This window comes from Rheinheimera sp. NSM, from assembly GCF_052380015.1.
In the GTDB taxonomy this organism is placed as follows: domain Bacteria; phylum Pseudomonadota; class Gammaproteobacteria; order Enterobacterales; family Alteromonadaceae; genus Alishewanella.
This window is the reverse complement of the sequence record NZ_JBQTCI010000003.1, coordinates 580530-600250: the sequence shown is the minus strand read 5'-3', so window position 1 is coordinate 600250 and position 19721 is coordinate 580530. Positions and strand designations below refer to the sequence as shown.

The window sequence follows — 19721 nt, the reverse complement described above, 5'->3', positions numbered from 1 at the left end:
AAAGTTTATGAATAAATTCAATAGTTTTGCTGAGTTTTACCCGTATTATTTAAGCGAGCACCGTAACCCGGTATGCCGGGCTTTGCATTATATTGGCAGCGCTTTAGTGCTCGCCGTGCTGTTGTATGCGTTGTTTACGCAGCAATGGCTCTGGTTGTGGTTATTGCCGGTTATTGGTTACGGTTTTGCCTGGGTTGGCCATTTTATGTTTGAACACAATAAGCCGGCTACCTTTGACTATCCGTTTTACAGCCTGGCGGCTGATTGGGTCATGCTAAAAGACTTTCTTACCGGGCAGTTAAAACGCAAATTGCCGGCTAATTAATGCGGTAAGCCGGTAAGTTAAAGGCAGCTAACCGCATACCGCTTAGCAACAGTTCCGCTTGATAACGGCTTTCACCATCGCCGCTGAAATCGACCTGGTATAGCGTAATAAAACGTAAGCGGCCGTTAATTCTGCGAAAACTATGGCCACTACGACCGCAATCAAGCAGCTGTAATTGCTGCTGCTGACACAACTGGCGCGCTACGACGACGGCACGTTCGTCCTGCTTACGCTGCAGCCAAAACAGATAACAAATTGTGCTGATCGCCAGCAGCAATAATACCGAACCCATACTTAACTCCTAAAGCTATTGGCTGATAATGCTGATTAGCGTGCTGTTTTACAAGGGCTGGCTGTGGCTTTTGCTTATGCTAAACTGCGCTGCTTACTATGAGGTAGTTATGTCAGACGCGGTTAAAACCCTGCTTATTGAACTGGAAAGCGAGCTGAAACAGCAGCAACTCTGGAGTGCTGCGCCGCCCGATGCTAAAGCGATGGCCAGTACGGCACCATTTTGCTGCGACACTATGAGACTTGAGCAATGGCTGCAATTTATCTTTCTGCCACGGCTGCAGGCATTGCTGGATGCACACTCAGCCTTACCGACCAAGATCAGCGTACTGCCGATGGCAGAACATGCTTTTAATGCTTACGGTGCGCGGCTTGCCCCGCTGCTGGGTATTATTGCGCGTATTGATAATACGCTATCGGGTGATGCATGAGCTCAGCTGAACCCTTTGTGTTACAAGCGCCGCTGACTATCCTGTATCAGGACGAATATATGGTGGCGATAGATAAACCCGGCGGCATGTTGGTGCATCGTTCTTTTTTAGATAAGCACGAAACGGTGTTTGTTATGCAAACGCTGCGCGATCAGATCGGCCAACATGTCTTCCCGGTGCACCGCTTAGACAGGCCCACTTCAGGCGTACTGCTGTTTGCATTATCTGCTGATGTCGCGCGCCTGCTGGGCGAGCAACAGCAGCTAAAGCTGTGGCGTAAGCACTACCTGGCAGTGGTGCGCGGCTTTTTGCCGCAGGGCGGCGAGCTGGATTACCCGCTTAAAGAACAGTTGGATAAAATTGCCGACAAATTCAGTCGTGACGATAAAGCGCCGCAGCAGGCCATTACCCGCTACCTGCCGTTACAGCAGATAGAATTGCCCATACCGGTAAGTAGATACCCGGCTGCGCGTTACTCGTTAGTGGCACTGCAGCCAATAACCGGCCGCAAACATCAGTTGCGCCGCCATCTGGCGCATTTACGCCATCCGATTGTCGGCGACACCAGCCACGGTGATGGCAAACACAATGCGTTGTTTAAACAGCACTTTAATTGCCGTCGCTTAATGTTGGTGGCTAAACAATTACAGTTACCGCATCCGGTCACCGCTGAAACTTTGCAGTTCAATGCTGGTCTGAACGAGCTTGCACCGTTGTTTGCCCAATTTGGCTGGCCGGTAGATGACACTTATTATCAGCAACAATTTGCTGAGCTTTTTATGGAGGAAAAATGGCAAAAATAGCCCTGATTGTCGGTAGCGTATATGGTGCTGCACAGTATGTAGCTGAAGAGGCACAGCCGTTATTAACCGGCTTGGGATACGAGGTGGCGCTGTATGAGGAAGCAAAACTGGATGAGGTATTAAGCTTTAATGCTGATATCTGGTTGCTGATAAGCTCTACCACCGGGCAGGGCGATATTCCGGATAACCTGCTGCCGTTTTTCCTTGATGTACAAAGCCGCTTTCCGCTGTTAACCGGCAAACAATTTGCGGTTATTGCGCTGGGTGACAGCAGTTACGATACCTTCTGCGGTGCCGGCGAGCAGCTACGCGCCTTGTTGCTGGAAATTCAGGGCACAGAGCTGGCGCCGATGCTGCGCATAGACGCCGGCGAAACGCTGGAGCCGGAGACGATTGCTTTGCCGTGGCTTGAGCAGCAGTTTACTGCACAAAGCTAACAGTACTTATCAACAATATTTGTCCAGCTTGTTGTAGGCTTTAGCGCCTGGTGCTTTTAGTGCCGGGTCGTTTTGCGCTGCCAGCTTATCAACCCACATGGCGGTGGCGCCGCATACGGCTATCGGCATCACAACCAGGTTAAACAGCGGGATCATACAGGCGATATTGACCGTTATGCCAAAGGCAAAACTGGTTCCGGGTTGGTTGCGCAGTTGCGTGCGCATAGTGCGAAAGTCAATTTTATGGTTATCAAACGGGTAATCGACGTACTGTATCGCCAGCAACCAGCTGGTAAATAAAAACCACAGTACAGGGCCTACCAGCGGCAGAAACAAAAACAGTACAAATAAAATGATGGCACGCGGCAGGGCGTACAGCAGTTTTTGCCATTCGCGGCCCAGCATACGCGGGACATCTTTTATAAAGCCTGCTACGCCGACATCGGGCAGTGTTTTACCACTGAGATGTGCTTCCACTTTTTCACTGAGCAAGCCATTAAAGGGCGCGGCAATAAAATTAGCCACCATGGTAAAGCTGTAGGCTAAACCAATCACCAGTGTCATTACGCCCAGCGGGATCAGTAAATACTCTAACCAGTGCAACCAGCCAGGCAGATAGTGCTGCACAGCCGCGACCATCGCATTTACCTGAGCCAGTAAGATGTAAAACGCAAAGGAAAACAGCACCAGGTTGATCAATAGTGGTACCAGCACAAAACGCTTTAAACCCTTGGTATGGATCAAACTCAGGCCACGAAAAAAGTAGTACATTACATCCTCAGCTAAAATACCGGCAACAGCTATGCAGGCAGTATAAGGTGTTTGGCTGACATTCCGCTGTATTGACGGCGGTTTTTTGGTAACAGAATATAACGCTGTAACAGAGCTCTGGCATAACAGTGGTATTTTTATGCTAGAATGCGCGCAGTTTTTTTGCCGCGACGCGGCTTAACCGGTTTTAACAGCAACTAAGGGTGGCATATGGCGATGTTAGGTTCTGCGCTGGTGTTTGGGGTAACCACACTGTGCTTACTGGCAGGATTAACCTGTTTGTTTTCGGCGCTGTTGGTGCCGGCGGAAGTGGGGGCGGAGAAACAATTTGAAAAGCGCCTGGAGTACGGTATGTTTGCCGCTGTGGGTTTAGTCAGCTTTGCGGTGATGTTGTATATCGGCTAACGCTGCAGCAGTGCAATAAAAAACGGCAGGTTATACCTGCCGTTTTGCTTTTGTAGCAGTAAGTTATTCTATGCTACGCAGCAGGGCGTTAATGCCTACTTTGGCGCGGGTTTGTGCATCGACTCTTTTCACAATAATAGCGGCATATAAGCTGTGGCTGCCATCTTTTGATGGAATTGAGCCTGGCACTACCACTGCACCGGCCGGTACGCGGCCGTAACTGATTTCACCGCTTTCCCGGTCATAAATACGTGTGCTCTGGCTGATGTATACACCCATCGACAGCACGGCACCCTCTTCAACGATCACGCCTTCTACCACTTCAGAGCGGGCGCCGATAAAGCAGTTGTCTTCAATAATGGTTGGATTAGCCTGCAGCGGCTCTAATACACCGCCGATGCCGACGCCGCCGGATAAATGCACATTTTTACCAATTTGTGCGCAACTGCCCACGGTAGCCCAGGTGTCTACCATAGTACCTTCACCGACATAGGCGCCGATATTGACGTAAGAGGGCATCAGCACGACGTTTTTTGCAATGTAGCTGCCGCGGCGTACCGCGGCCGGCGGCACTACGCGCACGCCATCGCTGCGGAACTGCGCATCGCTGTAGTTGGCATATTTCATCGGTACTTTATCGAAAAAGCGGTTTTCTGCACCGTCCATCACCTGGTTGTCGTTGATACGAAACGACAGCAACACGGCTTTCTTCAGCCACTGATGTACTACCCATTCGCCGGCAATTTTTTCCGCCACCCGGGCACTGCCGTTATCCAGCATGCTGATGGCCGACTCTACTGCCTGTTTTACTTCGCTGCTGACAGTAGCAGGGGTGATGTCGGCACGTTGTTCAAATGCTTGTTCGATAATGCTTTTTAACTCTGACATTGTCTTTGTTAGCCTTCTGTTTGCTGTGATAGTTGCTCGATCAGTGCCCGTTTCAGCGCGCTTTGTTGCTCGCTGCTAAGGGCCTGATCGTCGCTATTTGAAATCATAAAAAAGTCTTCTGCCCGCTCGCCAATGGTGGTGATTTTAGCCGCATGGATATTGACATCGCAGCGCTGAAATACTTCGCCGATATTGGCCAGTAGCCCCGGGGTGTCCAATGCTGCCAGTTCTACCATAGTGCGCCTGGCAGTGTTGCCGGGTAAAAACACGACCTTGGGTGGCACGTTAAACTGGCGCATCTGGCGCGATAACTTCGTTTTTTGCCGCGATAAATCCGGTTTGTCCAGAATATACAGCTCCAACGCACGTTTAATGCTTTGCTGGCGTGACGGCGAATTCACCGCCTCGCCGTTTTGCTCCAGAATAACAAAGGTGTCCATCGCATAACCGTCTTTATTGGTCATGATCTGGGCATCGAAAATATTCACCTTTTTACTGTCCAGCGCCGCCACTAACCGGGCAAACAGCTTAGGTTGATCTTTAGTGTAAATAAACACCTGGGTACCACCGCGGATGGGCGCCTTGCTGATCAGCACCAGCGGTTCGTCCGGGTTTTTATGCCGCAAAATATGTTCGCAGTGCCAGGCAATTTGCCGCGCGCTGTAGCGGGCAAAGTAATCGGCTTTAATCCGGCTCCATAACTGCAGGATTTCGCTTTCACTGAAGGTTTGCTTTAACAGCAGTGGCATGGCTTCGCTTTGATTTTCGCGAATAAGGTCGCGCAGGTCCATCGGTTTTTCCAGGCCGCGGCGAAAGGCTTTTTGCGTGGCTAAAAACAGCTCGCGCAGTAAGGAGCCTTTCCAGTCATTCCACAAGTTGTCGTTAGTGGCGCGGATATCGGCCAGTGTTAAGCAGTACAGATAATTCAGCCGGGTTTCGTCGCGGACTTTTTCGGCAAATTCAGCCACTACCGCCGGGTCGTGAATGTCACGGCGCTGTGCCGTGACCGACATCAGCAAATGGTGCTCAACCAGCCAGGCAATCAGTTTGCTGTCAAACTCACTGAGTTTGTGCAACTTGGCAAATTCGCGCACATCCATAGCACCAAGCTCGGAGTGGTCGCCGCCGCGGCCTTTGGCAATATCATGGAAAATACCGGCCAGGTATAGCAGCTCCGGTTTTTCCATCTTTTTCACGATATCGCTACAGAGCGGAAACTCGCTTTCGTGTTCGCTTAGCGTGTATTTATACAGGTTCTTCAGCAAGCGGTGGGTATGTTCATCCACGGTGTAAGCGTGGAATAAATCAAACTGCATCTGGCCGACAATATTGCGCCACTGCGGCAGGTAAGCCGCCAGCACACCGTAACGGTGCATTAAGGTGATGGCTTTATCCATACCACGCGGATGGCGGATAATGGCTAAAAACAGCTGCCGGCAGGCTTCATAGTCCTGTAAATCGCCCATTAAACGGCGCCGCACCTGGCGGATCAGCCGCATAGTCGAAGAATGTACACCGGTAATATTGGAGTTATTGGCAATATGCCAAAACAGCCGCAGCAGGTTGTCGCGCCTGGCAAATACCGCGTTATCGCGCGCGGCGATCAAATGGCCCTGCAGTTCAAAGTAGTCATCCAGCAGCAGGGTTTTCACTTTTTCTTTGTGGTTTAAAATACTGCCGTCAAAGTGTTGTAACAGCATTTCGTTTAGCTCTGCCACGCGCTGTACGGTGCGGAAAAACCGCTTCATCATCCGTTCCACCGAAGCCTTACCGTCGGCGCCAAAGCCCAGCCGCTCTGCGACTGCCGGCTGGTAGTCAAACAGGATACGGTTTTCGTTACGGCCGGCTTCTATGTGCAGCGCAAAGCGCATTTGCCATAAATAGGCTTCACATTCCATCAGTTCCTGGTATTCATCTTCAGTCAGGTACTGGTAGGCCACCAGCTCGCGCATGGTGCGGGTTTGAAAATGGCGTTTGGCCACCCAGCCAATGGTTTGAATATCGCGCAGGCCGCCCGGGTTGGCCTTTAAGTTGGGCTCCAGGTTATAGGCGGTGCCGTGATACTGCGCATGGCGCTGTTGTTGCTCGTGGCGTTTGGCCTGAAAAAATGCCTGGCTGGTCCAGAAGCTGTCTTTGCTGACTTCAACCTGCAGTTGCTCAAACAGCGGTTTATTGCCGGTGAGCAGGCGCATTTCCAGCAGGTTGGTGGCAATAGTGATATCGTCTTTGCCCAGTTTTATTGATTCTTTTACCGTGCGCACGCTGTGGCCAACTTCAAGGCGTAAATCCCACAGCACGGTAATAAACTGCGCGATAGCATCTTGTTGCGCTGCGGATAACCGGCCATCGGCCAGTAACAGTAAGTCAATATCAGAGCAGGGGTGCAACTCGCCGCGGCCATAGCCGCCCACGGCAATCAGGCTTAAGTCTTTGCTTTTATGTAACTCGTACTTGTGCCATAGCTGTACCAGTACATCGTCAATAAAACGGGCGCGGGCTTTTACCAGCGCATTAACCGGATGCTGCGAGAAGCTGCGGCTTAGCCAGTCATGAAAGTCAGCAAAATGCTTTTTATAAGCTTCCAGGCTGTAACTGTCCGGAAGCGCTTTGCTGTAGGTTACCGCCTGGCTCATACTGCTACTCCGTTGGGGCGGTTACTCCGCCGTTAAGATCCGCTCTATGGTATCGTCGCTGCGCAGGGTTAAAATTTCGCAGCCGGTATCGGTGACTAAAATAGTATGTTCAAACTGGGCTGATAAACTACGATCTTTGGTTACCACTGTCCAACCATCGGCCAACAATTTGCTGTGGCGGCCACCGGCGTTAATCATCGGTTCTATGGTTAAACACATGCCGGTTTTCAGTATTTCACCGGTACCTGGTCTGCCGTAATGCAGTACCTGCGGGTCTTCATGAAATACCGCCCCTATACCGTGGCCACAGTATTCACGCACCACCGAGTAGCTGTGCTTTTCTGCGTGTTGCTGGATAACATGGCCGATATCGCCTAAGCGCACGCCGTTTTTTACTTTTTTCAAGCCCAGGTACATGCACTCTTGCGTAACGCGGATCAGCCGCTCGGCCATGATGCTTGGCTTGCCAACAACGAACATCTTCGAGGTATCGCCGTGGTAGCCATCTTTAATGACCGTGATGTCGATATTAATAATATCGCCTTCTTTGAGTTTTTTGTCGGCCGGTATGCCGTGACAAATCACCTGGTTAACCGAGGTGCAGATGGATTTGGGAAAGCCGTGGTAGTTCAGCGGCGCGGGTATCGCCTGCTGCTCGTTAACAATGTAATTGTGACAGATGGTGTTCAGCTCATCGGTGGTAACACCGGCTGTTACATAGGGCTCAATCATTTCCAACACGTTGGCGGCGAGGCGACCTGCGACACGCATTTTTTCAATTTCGGCCGGGGTTTTGATGCTTGCTGTCATGCCTGTTCTCTCTGGTTATACCGAAGGACTATGTTGCCCGCCGTACTGCTGCAAAAATACACATTTGATTGTGTTTGTAAGGTGCCTATGGTATAAAGCGCGCCGCAAATTAGCAAATTGCTTTATCTTTTATTGCAGAACCTTTTGTTCTTAGATAGAGATAGCGCTTAGTTAATTGGCGGAATCTAAACAAAACACACATGTATCGGCACATATTCCGGGGTGCTTTGCTCTGCGCTGAACCACAGCCAGACCAAGGTCGGCATATGGGATACATGGAGGCTTAACCCCTTATACAGGAAAATAAATCATGGCAAAAGTTTCTATGCGCGACATGCTCCAGGCGGGCGTGCACTTCGGTCACCAAACCCGTTACTGGAATCCAAAAATGAAGCCATTCATTTTCGGTGCGCGTAACAAGGTACATATCATCAACCTGGAACAAACTGTTCCTATGATGAACGATGCACTGGCATTCATTCAGCAAGTAGCAGCGAAAAAGGGCAAGATCCTGTTCGTTGGTACTAAGCGTGCGGCTTCTGAAGCAATCAAAGAAGCGGCAAGCAAAGTTGATCAGTTCTACGTAAACCACCGTTGGTTAGGTGGCATGCTGACTAACTGGAAAACTGTTCGTCAGTCAATCAAGCGTTTAAAAGATCTGGAAGCGCAAAGCCAGGACGGTACTTTCGACAAGCTGACCAAGAAAGAAGCTTTAGACCGTACCCGTGAAATGGACAAGCTGGAAAAGAGCTTAGGCGGTATTAAAGACATGGGCGGCTTGCCAGATGTGCTGTTCGTGATCGACGCTGACCATGAACACATTGCGATCAAAGAAGCTAACAACCTGGGTATTCCGGTTGTATCTATCGTTGATACCAACTCTGATCCAAAAGGCGTTGACTTTGTAGTACCGGGTAACGATGACGCGATCCGCGCTATCCAGTTATACCTGGCTGCTGTAGGTCAGGCTATCCTGGAAGGTCGTGACAAAAACATCGAAGTACAGGCTGAAGCCGAAGCCTTCGTTGAAGCAGAGTAATTTCTCTGTCATTAGCGCAGGCTAAGCTTGCGCTAACACAGTGCCAAATTGCGACAGGGGCCCCGGCCCCTGTTTGTCCAACCCGAATTAATACGAGGAAGCTCCCATGGCTGTAACTGCCGCTTTAGTAAAAGAACTTCGCGAGCGCACCGGCGCTGGCATGATGGATTGTAAAAAAGCATTGGAAGAAACTGCAGGTGATATCGAAGCAGCAATCGATGCGATGCGTAAAAGTGGTTTGGCCAAAGCTGCCAAGAAAGCAGGCCGTATTGCCGCTGAAGGTACTATTTTAACCCGCGTAGCTAACGGTTACGGCTTAGCTATCGAGTTTAACTGTGAAACAGACTTCGTAGCCCGTGATGCCAGCTTCCTGGCCTTTGCTAACGCGGTTGCTGATTTAGCCCACGCTAACAAGCTGTTCACTGCTGAAGCAATTTTAGCCGCTGATTTAAACGGTACTTCAGTTGAAGATACCCGTGCTACTTTGGTTGCCAAAATTGGTGAAAACATCAACGTACGCCGTGCTGCAGTAGTTGAAGGCGCCGTGATTGGCTCTTACGTGCACTCTGGCCGTATCGGTGTATTAGCCGTGTTAGAAGGCGGTAACGAAGATATCGCTAAAGACGTAGCGATGCACGTTGCTGCGAATAACCCTGGCTATGTTAACCCGGAAGATGTTTCTGCCGAAGTGGTTGAGCGTGAGCGTCAAATCCAGGTTGAAATTGCGGTTAACTCTGGTAAGCCACAAGAAATCGCTGAAAAAATGGTTGCCGGCCGTATGACCAAGTTCACCGGTGAAGTGAGCTTAACTGGTCAACCTTTTGTGAAAGACCCGTCAATCACGACCGGTGAATTCCTGAAGCAAAATGGTGCTAAAGCTGTTTCTTTCATTCGCCTGGAAGTAGGCGAAGGCATCGAGAAGAAAGAAGAAGACTTTGCGGCTGAAGTTGCAGCCCAAATCGCGGCAGCGAAGAAGTAATTTATTCTTCTGCCTGACGGCAAAACCCGCTAGAATAACCGCGGCTTCAGGTCTAACAACCTGGCCGCGGTTTTTTTTACCCGCAATAATCCTAATTAACCACGCACTATGGGGATCTCATGAGCACGAATCCAAAACCAACTTACCGCAGGATCTTATTAAAACTCAGTGGCGAAGCACTGATGGGCGATGAGGGCTTTGGTATTGATCCCAAAGTGCTGGACCGGATGGCGCAGGAAATAAAAGAACTGGTCGAATTAGGCGTACAGGTTGGCATAGTAATCGGCGGCGGTAATATTTTCCGTGGTGAAGGCTTGGCCAAAGCCGGGATGAACCGCGTAGTGGGTGACCACATGGGGATGCTGGCGACGGTAATGAATGGTCTGGCAATGCGTGATGCATTGCACCGTGCCTACGTGAACGCGCGAATGATGAGCGCCATTCCGTTAAATGGCGTCTGTGACAACTACAGCTGGGCTGAGGCCATCAGCTTGTTAAAATCGGGCCGGGTGGTTATTTTCTCTGCTGGTACCGGTAACCCGTTTTTCACCACCGATTCAGCGGCCTGTTTACGCGGTATTGAAATTGAAGCCGACGCCGTATTAAAAGCCACTAAGGTTGACGGTGTGTTCTCGGCCGACCCGGTAAAAGACCCGACTGCAACGCTATACAGTCAGCTGACTTATAACGAAGTGCTGGATAAAGAGCTTAAAGTGATGGATTTAGCTGCCTTTACGCTGGCGCGGGACCATAATTTGCAAATTCGTGTGTTTAATATGAATACTGCCGGCGCGCTGAAACGGGTGATTATGGGCGAGCAGGAAGGCACGGTCATCGACCACGCGGAAAATTTACAGTAAACTAGCCCGCTGAGTAAGGCGTGCGAAATAGACGCCATGAACAAACAAGGATACCGATCGTGATTAACGACATTATTACAGACAGCAAAGTACGGATGGAAAAAAGCGTTGATGCGCTTAAAGTACAGTTAACCAAAGTGCGCACCGGCCGTGCTCACCCAAGCTTATTGGATGGCATTTCCGTTTCTTACTACGGTACAGATACACCGCTGCGCCAGGTGGCTAACGTATCTATCGATGATGCCCGCACCCTGGCCATTACCGTATTCGATAAAAGCATGACAGCTGCCGTAGAGAAAGCCATTATGGCGTCTGACCTGGGCTTAAACCCGATGTCTGCCGGCACCATCATTCGTGTACCTTTGCCGGCACTGACCGAAGAGCGGCGTAAAAGCCTGGTGAAATTGGTACGCGCTGAAGCCGAAAATGGCCGTGTTGCCGTGCGTAATATTCGCCGTGATGCCAATGCGGATTTAAAAGCGCTGCAAAAAGATAAAGAAATCAGCGAAGATGACGAGCGTCGCGCAGCGGATGAGATCCAGAAAATTACTGACACTTTCGTCAAGAAAATTGACGAAGTGTTGGCAGAGAAAGAAAAGGAACTAATGGAAGTCTGATTTGGCCTTCTGTTAACATTATAGCGTCGTGACGCTTTGGCATTACGGCGCTTTTTTCTATCCGGTAATAGTTTTATCTGACGTCAGCAGCAGACTGACGGGTAGTACAAGTTAAGGACAGGTCGCACGTTATGACTGCAGACTCGCAGCTCAAGCCGCAAAACTTGCCGCAGCATGTGGCAATTATCATGGATGGCAACGGTCGCTGGGCACAGCGGCAAGGTAAACCGCGGGTGTGGGGCCATAAAAAAGGCGTGGAAGCGGTACGCCGCAGCGTCAGCTTCTGTCGTGAGCTGGGAATTAGCTCGCTGACATTGTTTGCCTTTAGCAGCGAAAATTGGCGCCGGCCGGAAGAAGAAGTATCAACTTTAATGCAGCTGTTTCTGATGGTGCTGCAAAGCGAAGTAAAAACACTGCATAAGCACAATGTCAGGTTGAAAATTGTCGGTGATTTATCGGCTTTCAGTGATAAATTAAAGGCTAATATCGCTAAAGCCGAGCAGCTGACCGCAGCTAATACTGCGATGACACTGAATATTGCCGCTAACTACGGCGGCCGCTGGGACATGGTGAATGCGGCCCGTATGTTGGCCACTCAGGTACAAAGCGGTGAGCTGACGGTAGCGGATATTAACGAACACACTTTTGCTGCACAGGTACAGATGTCAGAACAGCCGGAATTGGATTTATTGATCCGCACCGGTGGCGATGTACGCATCAGCAATTTTTTACTGTGGCAGGCTGCGTATGCCGAGCTTTGGTTTACAGACACGCTGTGGCCTGACTTTGATCAACAGGTGTTCTCAGAAGCCATAGCCGCCTTTGTTAACCGTGAGCGTCGTTTTGGCTGTACCGGGGAGCAAATCCGGCAGTTGGCGACGCTGGGTAAAGGATAACTATATTGTTTAAACAACGCGTAATTACCGCGCTGATATTGGCGCCACTGGCTTTAATGGCCGTATTTTATTTACCGCTGGCCGGTTTTGCCCTATTTATCTCAGCCGCATTTTTGCTTGGCGCTTGGGAGTGGAGCGGCTTTTGTGGTTTAGCAACCAAAGCGATGCGCTGGGTTTACGTTGGCCTGACAGCGGCTATCTTGGCGCTGTTATATTGGCTATTGCCGGTACAGGCCAGTTGGCCGGTTGAAAGCAATGTGCTGCTCAGCAGCTTATTGCTGGCTGGCGTGGCTTGGTGGTTGCTGGCAATAGTGTTAGTGCTTACTTATCCGCGTAGCCAGAGATTGTGGGCTAACAGTGATTGGCGCAAAGCCCTGATGGGCTGGTTAACGCTGATCCCTGCCTGGGCTGCGGTGTTATTTATCCGTTCGACGGATTATGCTGCATCAAACTTTACCGGTGCCTGGTTAATTTGCTGCTTGCTTGGCCTGGTATGGGCCGCCGATATTGGTGGTTATATTGTCGGCAAGCCGTTTGGCAAACATAAATTGTTGCCCAAAGTCAGCCCGGGCAAAACAATAGAGGGTATGCTTGGTGGCCTGCTGTTTGTTGGCATAGTAGTAACCGTGGTTGCGGCACTACAGGATTGGCCGGCACAGACTACAGTATGGTATATCGCAGCCTTCTTACTTACCGTGCTATCTGTGTTTGGCGATCTGACCGAAAGCATGTTTAAGCGCGTGGCCGGTAAAAAAGACAGCGGGGCATTTTTGCCCGGCCATGGCGGTATTTTAGACCGTATCGACAGCTTAACGGCGACGGCGCCGCTGTTTGCTATTTTTCTGGCTATTTTTGGTGGTTTTTACTGATGCGTCAGGTGGTTATCCTCGGTTCCACCGGCTCTATCGGCGTTAGTACCTTATCGGTACTGGCTGCGCACCCGCAGGATTACCAGGTATTGGCGCTAACGGCTGCCACGCAAAGCGATAAGCTGTTACAGCAGTGTTTGCAGTATCAACCGCGCTTTGCTGCTATGTTGGACAGCAATGCAGCTAAGGCGTTGGCAGTAGCGCTAAAGCAAGCCGGCAGCCGTACAGAAGTGTTAGCCGGTATTGACGGCTTGTGCCAGTTGGCGGCGCACCCTGACGCTGATATTGTGATGGCCGCTATCGTCGGCTCAGCCGGTTTGTTGCCAACTCTGGCGGCAGTAGAGCAGGGTAAAACCATACTGCTGGCAAACAAAGAAGCGCTGGTGATGAGCGGTGAGTTGTTTATCAACAAAGTGAAGCGCCATGGTGCCACCTTGTTGCCGATAGACAGCGAGCACAATGCGATATTTCAGTGTTTACCCGCCGCGTTACAGCAGCATACCCATGATCAGCAAATCAGCGAATTTGGTATCAGTAAGTTATTACTAACCGGCAGTGGCGGGCCTTTTCTGACCTTGCCTTTAGCCGACTTTGCCTCGATTACCCCGGCGCAGGCCGTGGCGCATCCGAACTGGAGCATGGGGCATAAGATCTCTGTCGACAGCGCGACGATGATGAACAAAGGTCTGGAGTTTATTGAAGCGCGTTGGTTATTTAACTGTCAGGCCGGCGATATAGAGGTAGTGATCCATCCGCAAAGTATTATTCATTCTATGGTGCAATACACCGACGGCTCTGTGCTGGCGCAGTTAGGTCAGCCGGATATGCGTACACCTATCGCGCATGCGTTGGCGTTTCCAAAGCGTATGGCCAGCCCGGTGTCACCATTAAGTTTTAAACAGATGCGTGATTTTACTTTTACTGAGCCTGAGCCTGAGCGCTACCCGAATTTATACCTGGCGATGCAGGCATGCCAACACGGTCAGGGCGCGACCACGGCGCTTAATGCTGCCAATGAAATCGCTGTTGAAGCCTTTTTGCAGCAGCAAATCCGCTTTACCGACATTGCCGCTGTTAATAGGCATAGCCTGGAACAATTTGCCGGCTTTCGTGTCCGCACGCTGGATGATATATTGGCGCTGGATCAGCAGGCACGTGAGCATGCGCGGTTACAGCTAAGGAAACTACGTTAATGTCTGGTGCGATTTGGAATTTGTTGTCATTTATTGTCGCCCTGGGTGTACTGATCACGGTGCATGAATTCGGCCATTTTTGGGTTGCCCGAAAAAACGGAGTATTGGTCAAACGATTCTCCATTGGCTTTGGTAAAGCCTTGCTGCGCTGGCGTGACAAACAGGGTACTGAGTTTGTTATTGCCGCCATTCCACTGGGCGGTTATGTACGGATGCTGGACGAGCGGGTAGACCCCGTGTTGCCGCAGTTTAAAGACCTCGCGTTTAACCACAAAACTGTGTGGCAACGGATGGCAATTATTGCCGCCGGCCCGGCGGCAAACTTTATTTTTGCTGTGTTTGCTTTATGGCTGATGTATATATTGGGCGTGCAAACTATGCGGCCGATAATTGCTGATGTGGCGCCGCAGTCTATAGCGGCGCAGGCCGGTATTAACGCACAGCAGCAAATCGTGTCGGTGAATCAGCGCAAGGCCACCGATGCCAGCAGCGTTAATTTACTGTTAGTGGAGCAAATCGGCAGTGACAGCATAACACTGGGCTTGCAAGACCTTGCCACCCAACAACAGCGTAATGTGCAACTGGATACCCGTAATTGGCAATTTGATCCGGAAACACAAAGTGTGTTTGACAGCCTGGGCCTGCAGTTAGCGCGGCCAACAGCATTAACCGAAGTTGCTTCAGTAGCCGGAGACTCAGCGGCCAAAGCTGCAGGGCTGCAGGCTAATGACAAAATTTTACAGATAGATGATGTGGTTATCCGCGATTGGCCACAACTGCAGGGTATTATTGTTAATGCTGCTGAGCAGCCTTTAACGCTGTTGTTGTTACGGGACGGTAATGAGTTAACACTCACGGTAACTCCGGCCTTATCGATAACCGAAGATGGTTTTTCGCAGGGCATATTGGGCATTACACCTAAAGTCAGTGATTGGCCGGCCGGCGTATTGTATACCCAACGCTATGGTGTGCTGGATGCGGTAGGTGCCGGTGTGGCGCATACCTGGCAGCTAACCCGGCTTAGCGTTGCCATGATTGGCAAGCTGGTCACCGGCGATGTGTCGGTTAAGCATTTAAGCGGCCCCATTTCTATCGCTCAGGGTGCCGGCACTACGGCCAGTATAGGTTTGGTGGCATTTCTATCGTTTTTAGCGCTGATAAGTGTTAACTTAGCCGTCATCAATTTGCTGCCGTTGCCGGTACTGGATGGCGGGCACTTAATGTACATGCTGCTGGAACTAATACGTGGCAAACCTGTCTCTGAAAAGACGCAGGAAATAGGTTTCCGGTTCGGAGCGTTAATCCTGCTGACGTTAATGGGAATTGCGCTGCTCAACGATATTTCTCGTTTGTAAATAACTAATCATAAGTAGTTCAAATAATGACAATTAAACGATTAGTAGCTGCGATGTTACTTGCCTCTGCCAGTAACCCGCTGCTCGCTGAAGAATCATTTACGGTTCAGGATATTCAGGTTGAAGGCCTGCAACGCGTTGCGCTGGGCGCGGCGTTGAATAATTTACCCTTTAATGTTGGCGATACGGTAACCGAGTACAATTTATCCCGCAGTATCCGCACACTTTATGCCGCCGGCCACTTCGATGACATTAAAGTATATCGCGATGGCAATACGGTTATTTACCGGTTACGTGAGCGCCCGACCATTAACCTGATAGAGTTTGATGGCAATAAAGATATTAAAGAAGAACAGCTTAAAGAAAGTTTAGCCGGTAACCGCGTTGAAGTAGGCGAGCCGCTGGACAAAACCATTTTAAAAAGCATTGAAAACGGCTTAACAGAGTTTTACCACGGTGTGGGTAAGTACCAGGCGGAAGTAGACATTGAAGTTACTTATCTGCCGCGAAACCGCGTAAATCTGAAAATTAAATTTGAAGAAGGTGACGCTGCCTCTATCCGCCAGATAAACGTGGTGGGTAACCAGCTGTTTTCTGATGAAGAGCTGCTGCAAGACATCGAGTCTAAACAGGATTTGCCCTGGTGGCGTTTTTTATCCTCCGACCGTTATCAAAAACAAACGCTGCAGGGTGATATAGAAAAGATTAACAGCCACTATTTAGACCGTGGTTATCTGCGCTTTAACATCGACTCATCACAGGTATCGGTCAGTCCTGACAAAGAATCTGTCTATGTAACATTGAACGTCACCGAAGGTGAAAAATACACCATCAGTGGTGTGAAGTTTGTTGGCGACTTGATTGGCCAGGACGAATTTATCCGCCAGATCCTGCCGTTAAAAAACGGTGAACTGTATAACGGCGCTTTGGTTACTTATACCGAAGAGAGCATTGCTAAGTTATTAGCCCGCTTTGGTTATGCTAACTCTAAAGTGCGGACTATTCCGCAAATTAATGATGATACTAAACAGGTTGAGCTAACCATTAGCGTTGATCCGGGCAAGCGTGTATATGTACGCCGCATCGATATGAGTGGTAACAGCAATACCCGCGATGAAGTGTTGCGCCGTGAGTTGCGACAAATGGAAGGCGCCTGGTTGTCTAATGATGCGCTGGAGCTGTCTAAACAGCGTATTCAGCGTTTGCCGTATATTGAGAGCGTAGATTTTGCCACTAAGCCGGTGGCCGGTATCGACGACTTAGTTGATATAGGTTTTAATATTAAAGAGCAACCGTCAGGTAGTTTTAATGCCGGTATTTCCTACGGAAATTACATGGGGTTGTCGTTCCAGATCGGTGTGCAGCAGGAAAACTTTTTTGGTACCGGTAACAGCGCCGGTGTCAGCCTGAATACCAATAAATATCAGAAGTCGATTAATTTCAGCTATACCGACCCTTACTTCACCCTTGATGGTGTTAGCTTGGGTGGCCAGGTGTTTTATTCTGATATCGATTACAGCAGTGCCTCTTCCAACCTTGAAGCTTATAACCAGCGGCGCTATGGTTTTGGTGCCAATATCGGTTATCCGATCAATGAATATAACCGGTTAAATTTTGGCGCCAACTATATCGTTAACAAGATCAACTCAATTAATGAGTATGATCAATTACGCCATTTCCGTGCCGTGTTACTTGACGCGCAAAACCCTGATGGTGGTTATCACTTTACCAACTACGAGATGTCTGCGTCATGGGTACGTAGCACGCTAAATCGTGGTCTGTTTCCAACGGCGGGGCATTATTTAGGTGCCAGCATAAAAGCGACTACACCTAATTCTGATCTAACTTACTTTAAAACCTCTTTTGAAGGGCGTAACTATATTCCGTTGAGTAATGATCATGCCTGGTCATTCCTGGCGAAGTTAGAGCTGGGCTACGGTAATGGTTATGGCTCAAAAAATGGTTATGATTACACCTTGCCGTTTACTGAGAACTTCTATGCCGGTGGTCAGAACTTACGTGGTTTTGAAAGCCGCATTATCGGGCCGCATGCGATTTTCCGCCAAGCACAATCGGTACCGGGCTTGCCCGATCCTAATACTGGTGGTAGCAACTTCCCGTCAGGTCCGGAAAATGATACCTACTCGGTATCACCACGGTCTATCGGCGGTAATGCCATGGGTATATTAACACTGGAGCTGATCACGCCAACACCATTTTTAAGTGATGATTATCGTAATTCTGTGCGCACCAGCTTGTTTGTTGATGCAGGTAATGTTTGGGACAGTGAGTTTGATATCAATCGTTATGCAACGTTGACTCAGACTGTAAGGTTTCAGAATGAGCCTGCGCTGCAGGATTATTCAGATGCCAGTTTGATTCGTGCTACGGCTGGTGTATCTTTACAGTGGATTTCGCCGATGGGACCATTAACCTTTAGTTTGGCTAAAATCATCAAAAAGTACGAAGGCGATTTGCAGGAAAACTTCAGTTTTAATATTGGTACAACTTTCTAGAACAGAAAATATAGGGAATAAAAGATGTTGAATACACGTGTAGTAAAATCCGCTTTGGTATTGTTAGCCGGCATGATGTTGGCCGGCACTGTAGCAGCAAAGGAAATGAAAATCGGTTTTGTGGATGTGCAAGCTGTAGCGGCAAAAATCCCACAGTCTGCCGCTATGCAGGAAACGATTAAAAATGAATTCGCGCAGCGTATTGAAGCGGTAGGAAAGCTGGAAAAAGACATTACGTTTAATATTGAAAAGCTGCGTCGTGATGGCCCTACCATGAGCGAAAAACAGCAGGAAGAATTAAAGACAGCAGTGACGAATCAGCGCCAACAGTATGAGCAGTTAGCACGGCCACTGGACGAAGAAATTCGTAACCGCCAGGCTGAAGAACGCAATAAAGTGTTGGCATTAATCAAAACCGCTATTGATGTTGTAGCAGAACGTGAAAAATTTGATATGGTTCTGAACTCAGGCGCTGCGGTGTTTGCTAAACCGGAATATGATATTTCTGAGGCAGTTGCTGCTCAGGTAGGTAAAGCTAAATAATGCGTAGTTACTGTCTGGCTGAACTTGCTGAGCATTTGGGCGCTGAACTGATTGGTGATGCGACATGCAGCATCACAGCTACCGCGACATTGGAGCGTGGCGGTGAGGGGCAAATCAGTTTTTTGTCTAACAGCAAGTACCGTAAATATTTGACCGAAACCAGGGCTGCAGCTGTGCTGGTAAGTGCTGACGATAGCGCCTTTGTACCACCGGGAGTAAATGCACTGCTGGTAAAAGATCCTTATGTGGCTTTTGCCCGGGTAGCACAGTTGCTGGATTCTACTCCTGCAGCTGCCAACGGTGTGCATCCTTCAGCCAGTATTGACCCGACTGCCGATGTTGCGGCTTCGGCGGCTATAGGCCCGAATGCTGTTATTGCTGCAGGTGCCGTTATTGGCGAAAATGTTCAGATTGGCGCCGGCTGTTTTGTCGGCGAGCAGGCGGTATTGGCCGATAATGTGCGGCTTTGGCCTAATGTTTCGGTGTATCATGCTGTTAAAATTGGCAGTAATACTATAGTGCATAGTGGTGCAGTGCTTGGTTCTGATGGCTTTGGTTTTGCCAATGAGCGGGGTAACTGGGTTAAGATCCCGCAAACCGGCACTGTGGTGATTGGTGCTGATTGCGAAATTGGTGCTAATACTACTATCGATCGTGGTGCTATAGATAACACCGTGATTGGCAATAATGTGATTATTGATAACCTGTGCCAGATTGCCCACAATGTGCATATCGGTGAGCATACCGCAATTGCTGGTGCGACTGTCGTGGCCGGCAGTACCCGTATTGGCCGCTATTGTATTATCGGTGGTGCGGCGGTGATTAACGGCCATATTGAAATATGTGATGGTGCGCATATTTCCGGTATGGCTATGGTGATGAAACCCATTACGGAAAAAGGCGTATACTCTTCCGGTATTCCTGCCGTCAGCAATTTAGATTGGCGTAAAAATACCGCTAAGTTACGTCAGATAGACCAACTTTATCAGCGGGTAAAGCAGCTGGAACAACAGCTGACCAGTATGCAAACTGCAACTGGTGCTGATCACTAAACAGAGGA

At 49.5% G+C, this 19721-nt stretch carries 21 protein-coding genes; 16 read left to right on the top strand and 5 right to left on the bottom strand.

The window, feature by feature from the left end; translation table 11 throughout:
• Positions 1 to 7: 7 nt before the first annotated feature.
• Positions 8 to 325: an Mpo1-like protein gene (locus tag ACTZWV_RS12205; RefSeq protein WP_444786803.1), complete on the top strand. Its 318-nt coding sequence runs from the start codon at positions 8 to 10 to the stop codon at positions 323 to 325.
• Here the strand turns inward: ACTZWV_RS12205 and ACTZWV_RS12200 are convergent.
• Entirely contained in the window at positions 318 to 617 is a 300-nt protein-coding gene (locus ACTZWV_RS12200) for a DUF3301 domain-containing protein (protein WP_444786802.1), read from the bottom strand. The genes ACTZWV_RS12205 and ACTZWV_RS12200 overlap by 8 nt on opposite strands.
• Before the next feature lie 109 nt (positions 618 to 726).
• Here ACTZWV_RS12200 and ACTZWV_RS12195 point away from each other — a divergent pair, with 109 nt between their 5' ends.
• The 3 genes from ACTZWV_RS12195 to ACTZWV_RS12185 are packed head-to-tail and all read left to right on the top strand — an operon-like array spanning position 727 to position 2287.
• Positions 727 to 1047, top strand: a complete 321-nt coding sequence (locus ACTZWV_RS12195; protein WP_444786801.1) for a YqcC family protein — start codon at positions 727 to 729, stop codon at positions 1045 to 1047.
• A complete protein-coding gene (gene truC / locus ACTZWV_RS12190; RefSeq protein WP_444786800.1) occupies positions 1044 to 1850 on the top strand; it encodes a tRNA pseudouridine(65) synthase TruC in 807 nt (268 codons plus the stop codon). The genes ACTZWV_RS12195 and truC overlap by 4 nt, the downstream gene beginning before the upstream one ends.
• Complete coding sequence (locus ACTZWV_RS12185; RefSeq protein WP_444786799.1) at positions 1838 to 2287, top strand: flavodoxin; 450 nt, start codon at positions 1838 to 1840, stop codon at positions 2285 to 2287. The genes truC and ACTZWV_RS12185 overlap by 13 nt, the downstream gene beginning before the upstream one ends.
• Positions 2288 to 2296: 9 nt before the next feature.
• On the opposite strand, the gene cysZ is transcribed toward ACTZWV_RS12185, so the two are convergent.
• Complete coding sequence (cysZ, locus tag ACTZWV_RS12180) at positions 2297 to 3058, bottom strand: sulfate transporter CysZ (protein ID WP_444786798.1); 762 nt, start codon at positions 3056 to 3058, stop codon at positions 2297 to 2299.
• Between the two features lie 210 nt (positions 3059 to 3268).
• Here cysZ and ACTZWV_RS12175 point away from each other — a divergent pair, with 210 nt between their 5' ends.
• Positions 3269 to 3463: a hypothetical protein gene (locus tag ACTZWV_RS12175; RefSeq protein WP_444786797.1), complete on the top strand. Its 195-nt coding sequence runs from the start codon at positions 3269 to 3271 to the stop codon at positions 3461 to 3463.
• A 63-nt stretch (positions 3464 to 3526) separates the two neighbouring features.
• Here the strand turns inward: ACTZWV_RS12175 and dapD are convergent, their stop codons facing one another.
• From dapD to map, 3 genes are read right to left on the bottom strand one after another with little or no spacing between them, the layout of a single operon-like run.
• On the bottom strand, positions 3527 to 4351 hold the full coding sequence (gene dapD / locus ACTZWV_RS12170) for a 2,3,4,5-tetrahydropyridine-2,6-dicarboxylate N-succinyltransferase (protein WP_444786796.1): 825 nt from the start codon (positions 4349 to 4351) through the stop codon (positions 3527 to 3529).
• 8 nt (positions 4352 to 4359) lie between these two features.
• Entirely contained in the window at positions 4360 to 6984 is a 2625-nt protein-coding gene (glnD, locus tag ACTZWV_RS12165) for a bifunctional uridylyltransferase/uridylyl-removing protein GlnD (RefSeq protein WP_444786795.1), read from the bottom strand.
• A gap of 21 nt (positions 6985 to 7005) precedes the next feature.
• Positions 7006 to 7794, bottom strand: a complete 789-nt coding sequence (gene map, locus ACTZWV_RS12160) for a type I methionyl aminopeptidase (RefSeq protein WP_444786794.1) — start codon at positions 7792 to 7794, stop codon at positions 7006 to 7008.
• Between the two features lie 310 nt (positions 7795 to 8104).
• Between map and rpsB the strand changes: the two genes are divergently transcribed.
• From rpsB to lpxD, 11 genes are all read left to right on the top strand, one after another.
• Entirely contained in the window at positions 8105 to 8833 is a 729-nt protein-coding gene (gene rpsB, locus ACTZWV_RS12155) for a 30S ribosomal protein S2 (protein ID WP_444786793.1), read from the top strand.
• Positions 8834 to 8939: 106 nt separating this feature from the next.
• Positions 8940 to 9812, top strand: coding sequence for a translation elongation factor Ts (tsf, locus tag ACTZWV_RS12150; protein ID WP_444786792.1), 873 nt, complete (start codon positions 8940 to 8942; stop codon positions 9810 to 9812).
• A 119-nt stretch (positions 9813 to 9931) separates the two neighbouring features.
• Positions 9932 to 10672 (top strand): UMP kinase, encoded by a 741-nt coding sequence (gene pyrH / locus ACTZWV_RS12145; RefSeq protein ID WP_173500900.1) that lies wholly within the window; start codon positions 9932 to 9934, stop codon positions 10670 to 10672.
• A gap of 59 nt (positions 10673 to 10731) precedes the next feature.
• Positions 10732 to 11289: a ribosome recycling factor gene (frr, locus tag ACTZWV_RS12140; RefSeq protein ID WP_444786791.1), complete on the top strand. Its 558-nt coding sequence runs from the start codon at positions 10732 to 10734 to the stop codon at positions 11287 to 11289.
• 131 nt (positions 11290 to 11420) lie between these two features.
• A complete protein-coding gene (gene uppS, locus ACTZWV_RS12135; RefSeq protein WP_444786790.1) occupies positions 11421 to 12185 on the top strand; it encodes a polyprenyl diphosphate synthase in 765 nt (254 codons plus the stop codon).
• A 5-nt stretch (positions 12186 to 12190) separates the two neighbouring features.
• Positions 12191 to 13054, top strand: coding sequence for a phosphatidate cytidylyltransferase (locus tag ACTZWV_RS12130; RefSeq protein ID WP_444786789.1), 864 nt, complete (start codon positions 12191 to 12193; stop codon positions 13052 to 13054).
• The gene (gene ispC / locus ACTZWV_RS12125; RefSeq protein WP_444786788.1) at positions 13054 to 14247 is read left to right on the top strand and encodes a 1-deoxy-D-xylulose-5-phosphate reductoisomerase; all 1194 of its coding nucleotides are present in this window, start codon (positions 13054 to 13056) and stop codon (positions 14245 to 14247) included. The genes ACTZWV_RS12130 and ispC overlap by 1 nt, the downstream gene beginning before the upstream one ends.
• The gene (rseP, locus tag ACTZWV_RS12120) at positions 14247 to 15602 is read left to right on the top strand and encodes a sigma E protease regulator RseP (protein WP_444786787.1); all 1356 of its coding nucleotides are present in this window, start codon (positions 14247 to 14249) and stop codon (positions 15600 to 15602) included. Before ispC ends, rseP begins: the two co-directional genes overlap by 1 nt.
• A 26-nt stretch (positions 15603 to 15628) precedes the next feature.
• A complete protein-coding gene (gene bamA / locus ACTZWV_RS12115; RefSeq protein WP_444786786.1) occupies positions 15629 to 18118 on the top strand; it encodes an outer membrane protein assembly factor BamA in 2490 nt (829 codons plus the stop codon).
• Positions 18119 to 18142: 24 nt separating this feature from the next.
• Positions 18143 to 18661: an OmpH family outer membrane protein gene (locus ACTZWV_RS12110; protein WP_444786785.1), complete on the top strand. Its 519-nt coding sequence runs from the start codon at positions 18143 to 18145 to the stop codon at positions 18659 to 18661.
• Entirely contained in the window at positions 18661 to 19713 is a 1053-nt protein-coding gene (lpxD, locus tag ACTZWV_RS12105) for a UDP-3-O-(3-hydroxymyristoyl)glucosamine N-acyltransferase (RefSeq protein ID WP_444786784.1), read from the top strand. Before ACTZWV_RS12110 ends, lpxD begins: the two co-directional genes overlap by 1 nt.
• The last annotated feature ends 8 nt before the right edge of the window (positions 19714 to 19721 follow it).

Coding starts and splice junctions, on each gene's coding strand:
- ACTZWV_RS12205 (WP_444786803.1), top strand. CDS start 8: ATGAATAAATTCAATAGTTTTGCTGAGTTTTACCCGTATTATTTAAGC.
- ACTZWV_RS12200 (WP_444786802.1), bottom strand. CDS start 617: ATGGGTTCGGTATTATTGCTGCTGGCGATCAGCACAATTTGTTATCTG.
- ACTZWV_RS12195 (WP_444786801.1), top strand. CDS start 727: ATGTCAGACGCGGTTAAAACCCTGCTTATTGAACTGGAAAGCGAGCTG.
- truC (WP_444786800.1), top strand. CDS start 1,044: ATGAGCTCAGCTGAACCCTTTGTGTTACAAGCGCCGCTGACTATCCTG.
- ACTZWV_RS12185 (WP_444786799.1), top strand. CDS start 1,838: ATGGCAAAAATAGCCCTGATTGTCGGTAGCGTATATGGTGCTGCACAG.
- cysZ (WP_444786798.1), bottom strand. CDS start 3,058: ATGTACTACTTTTTTCGTGGCCTGAGTTTGATCCATACCAAGGGTTTA.
- ACTZWV_RS12175 (WP_444786797.1), top strand. CDS start 3,269: ATGGCGATGTTAGGTTCTGCGCTGGTGTTTGGGGTAACCACACTGTGC.
- dapD (WP_444786796.1), bottom strand. CDS start 4,351: ATGTCAGAGTTAAAAAGCATTATCGAACAAGCATTTGAACAACGTGCC.
- glnD (WP_444786795.1), bottom strand. CDS start 6,984: ATGAGCCAGGCGGTAACCTACAGCAAAGCGCTTCCGGACAGTTACAGC.
- map (WP_444786794.1), bottom strand. CDS start 7,794: ATGACAGCAAGCATCAAAACCCCGGCCGAAATTGAAAAAATGCGTGTC.
- rpsB (WP_444786793.1), top strand. CDS start 8,105: ATGGCAAAAGTTTCTATGCGCGACATGCTCCAGGCGGGCGTGCACTTC.
- tsf (WP_444786792.1), top strand. CDS start 8,940: ATGGCTGTAACTGCCGCTTTAGTAAAAGAACTTCGCGAGCGCACCGGC.
- pyrH (WP_173500900.1), top strand. CDS start 9,932: ATGAGCACGAATCCAAAACCAACTTACCGCAGGATCTTATTAAAACTC.
- uppS (WP_444786790.1), top strand. CDS start 11,421: ATGACTGCAGACTCGCAGCTCAAGCCGCAAAACTTGCCGCAGCATGTG.
- ispC (WP_444786788.1), top strand. CDS start 13,054: ATGCGTCAGGTGGTTATCCTCGGTTCCACCGGCTCTATCGGCGTTAGT.
- rseP (WP_444786787.1), top strand. CDS start 14,247: ATGTCTGGTGCGATTTGGAATTTGTTGTCATTTATTGTCGCCCTGGGT.
- bamA (WP_444786786.1), top strand. CDS start 15,629: ATGACAATTAAACGATTAGTAGCTGCGATGTTACTTGCCTCTGCCAGT.
- ACTZWV_RS12110 (WP_444786785.1), top strand. CDS start 18,143: ATGTTGAATACACGTGTAGTAAAATCCGCTTTGGTATTGTTAGCCGGC.
- lpxD (WP_444786784.1), top strand. CDS start 18,661: ATGCGTAGTTACTGTCTGGCTGAACTTGCTGAGCATTTGGGCGCTGAA.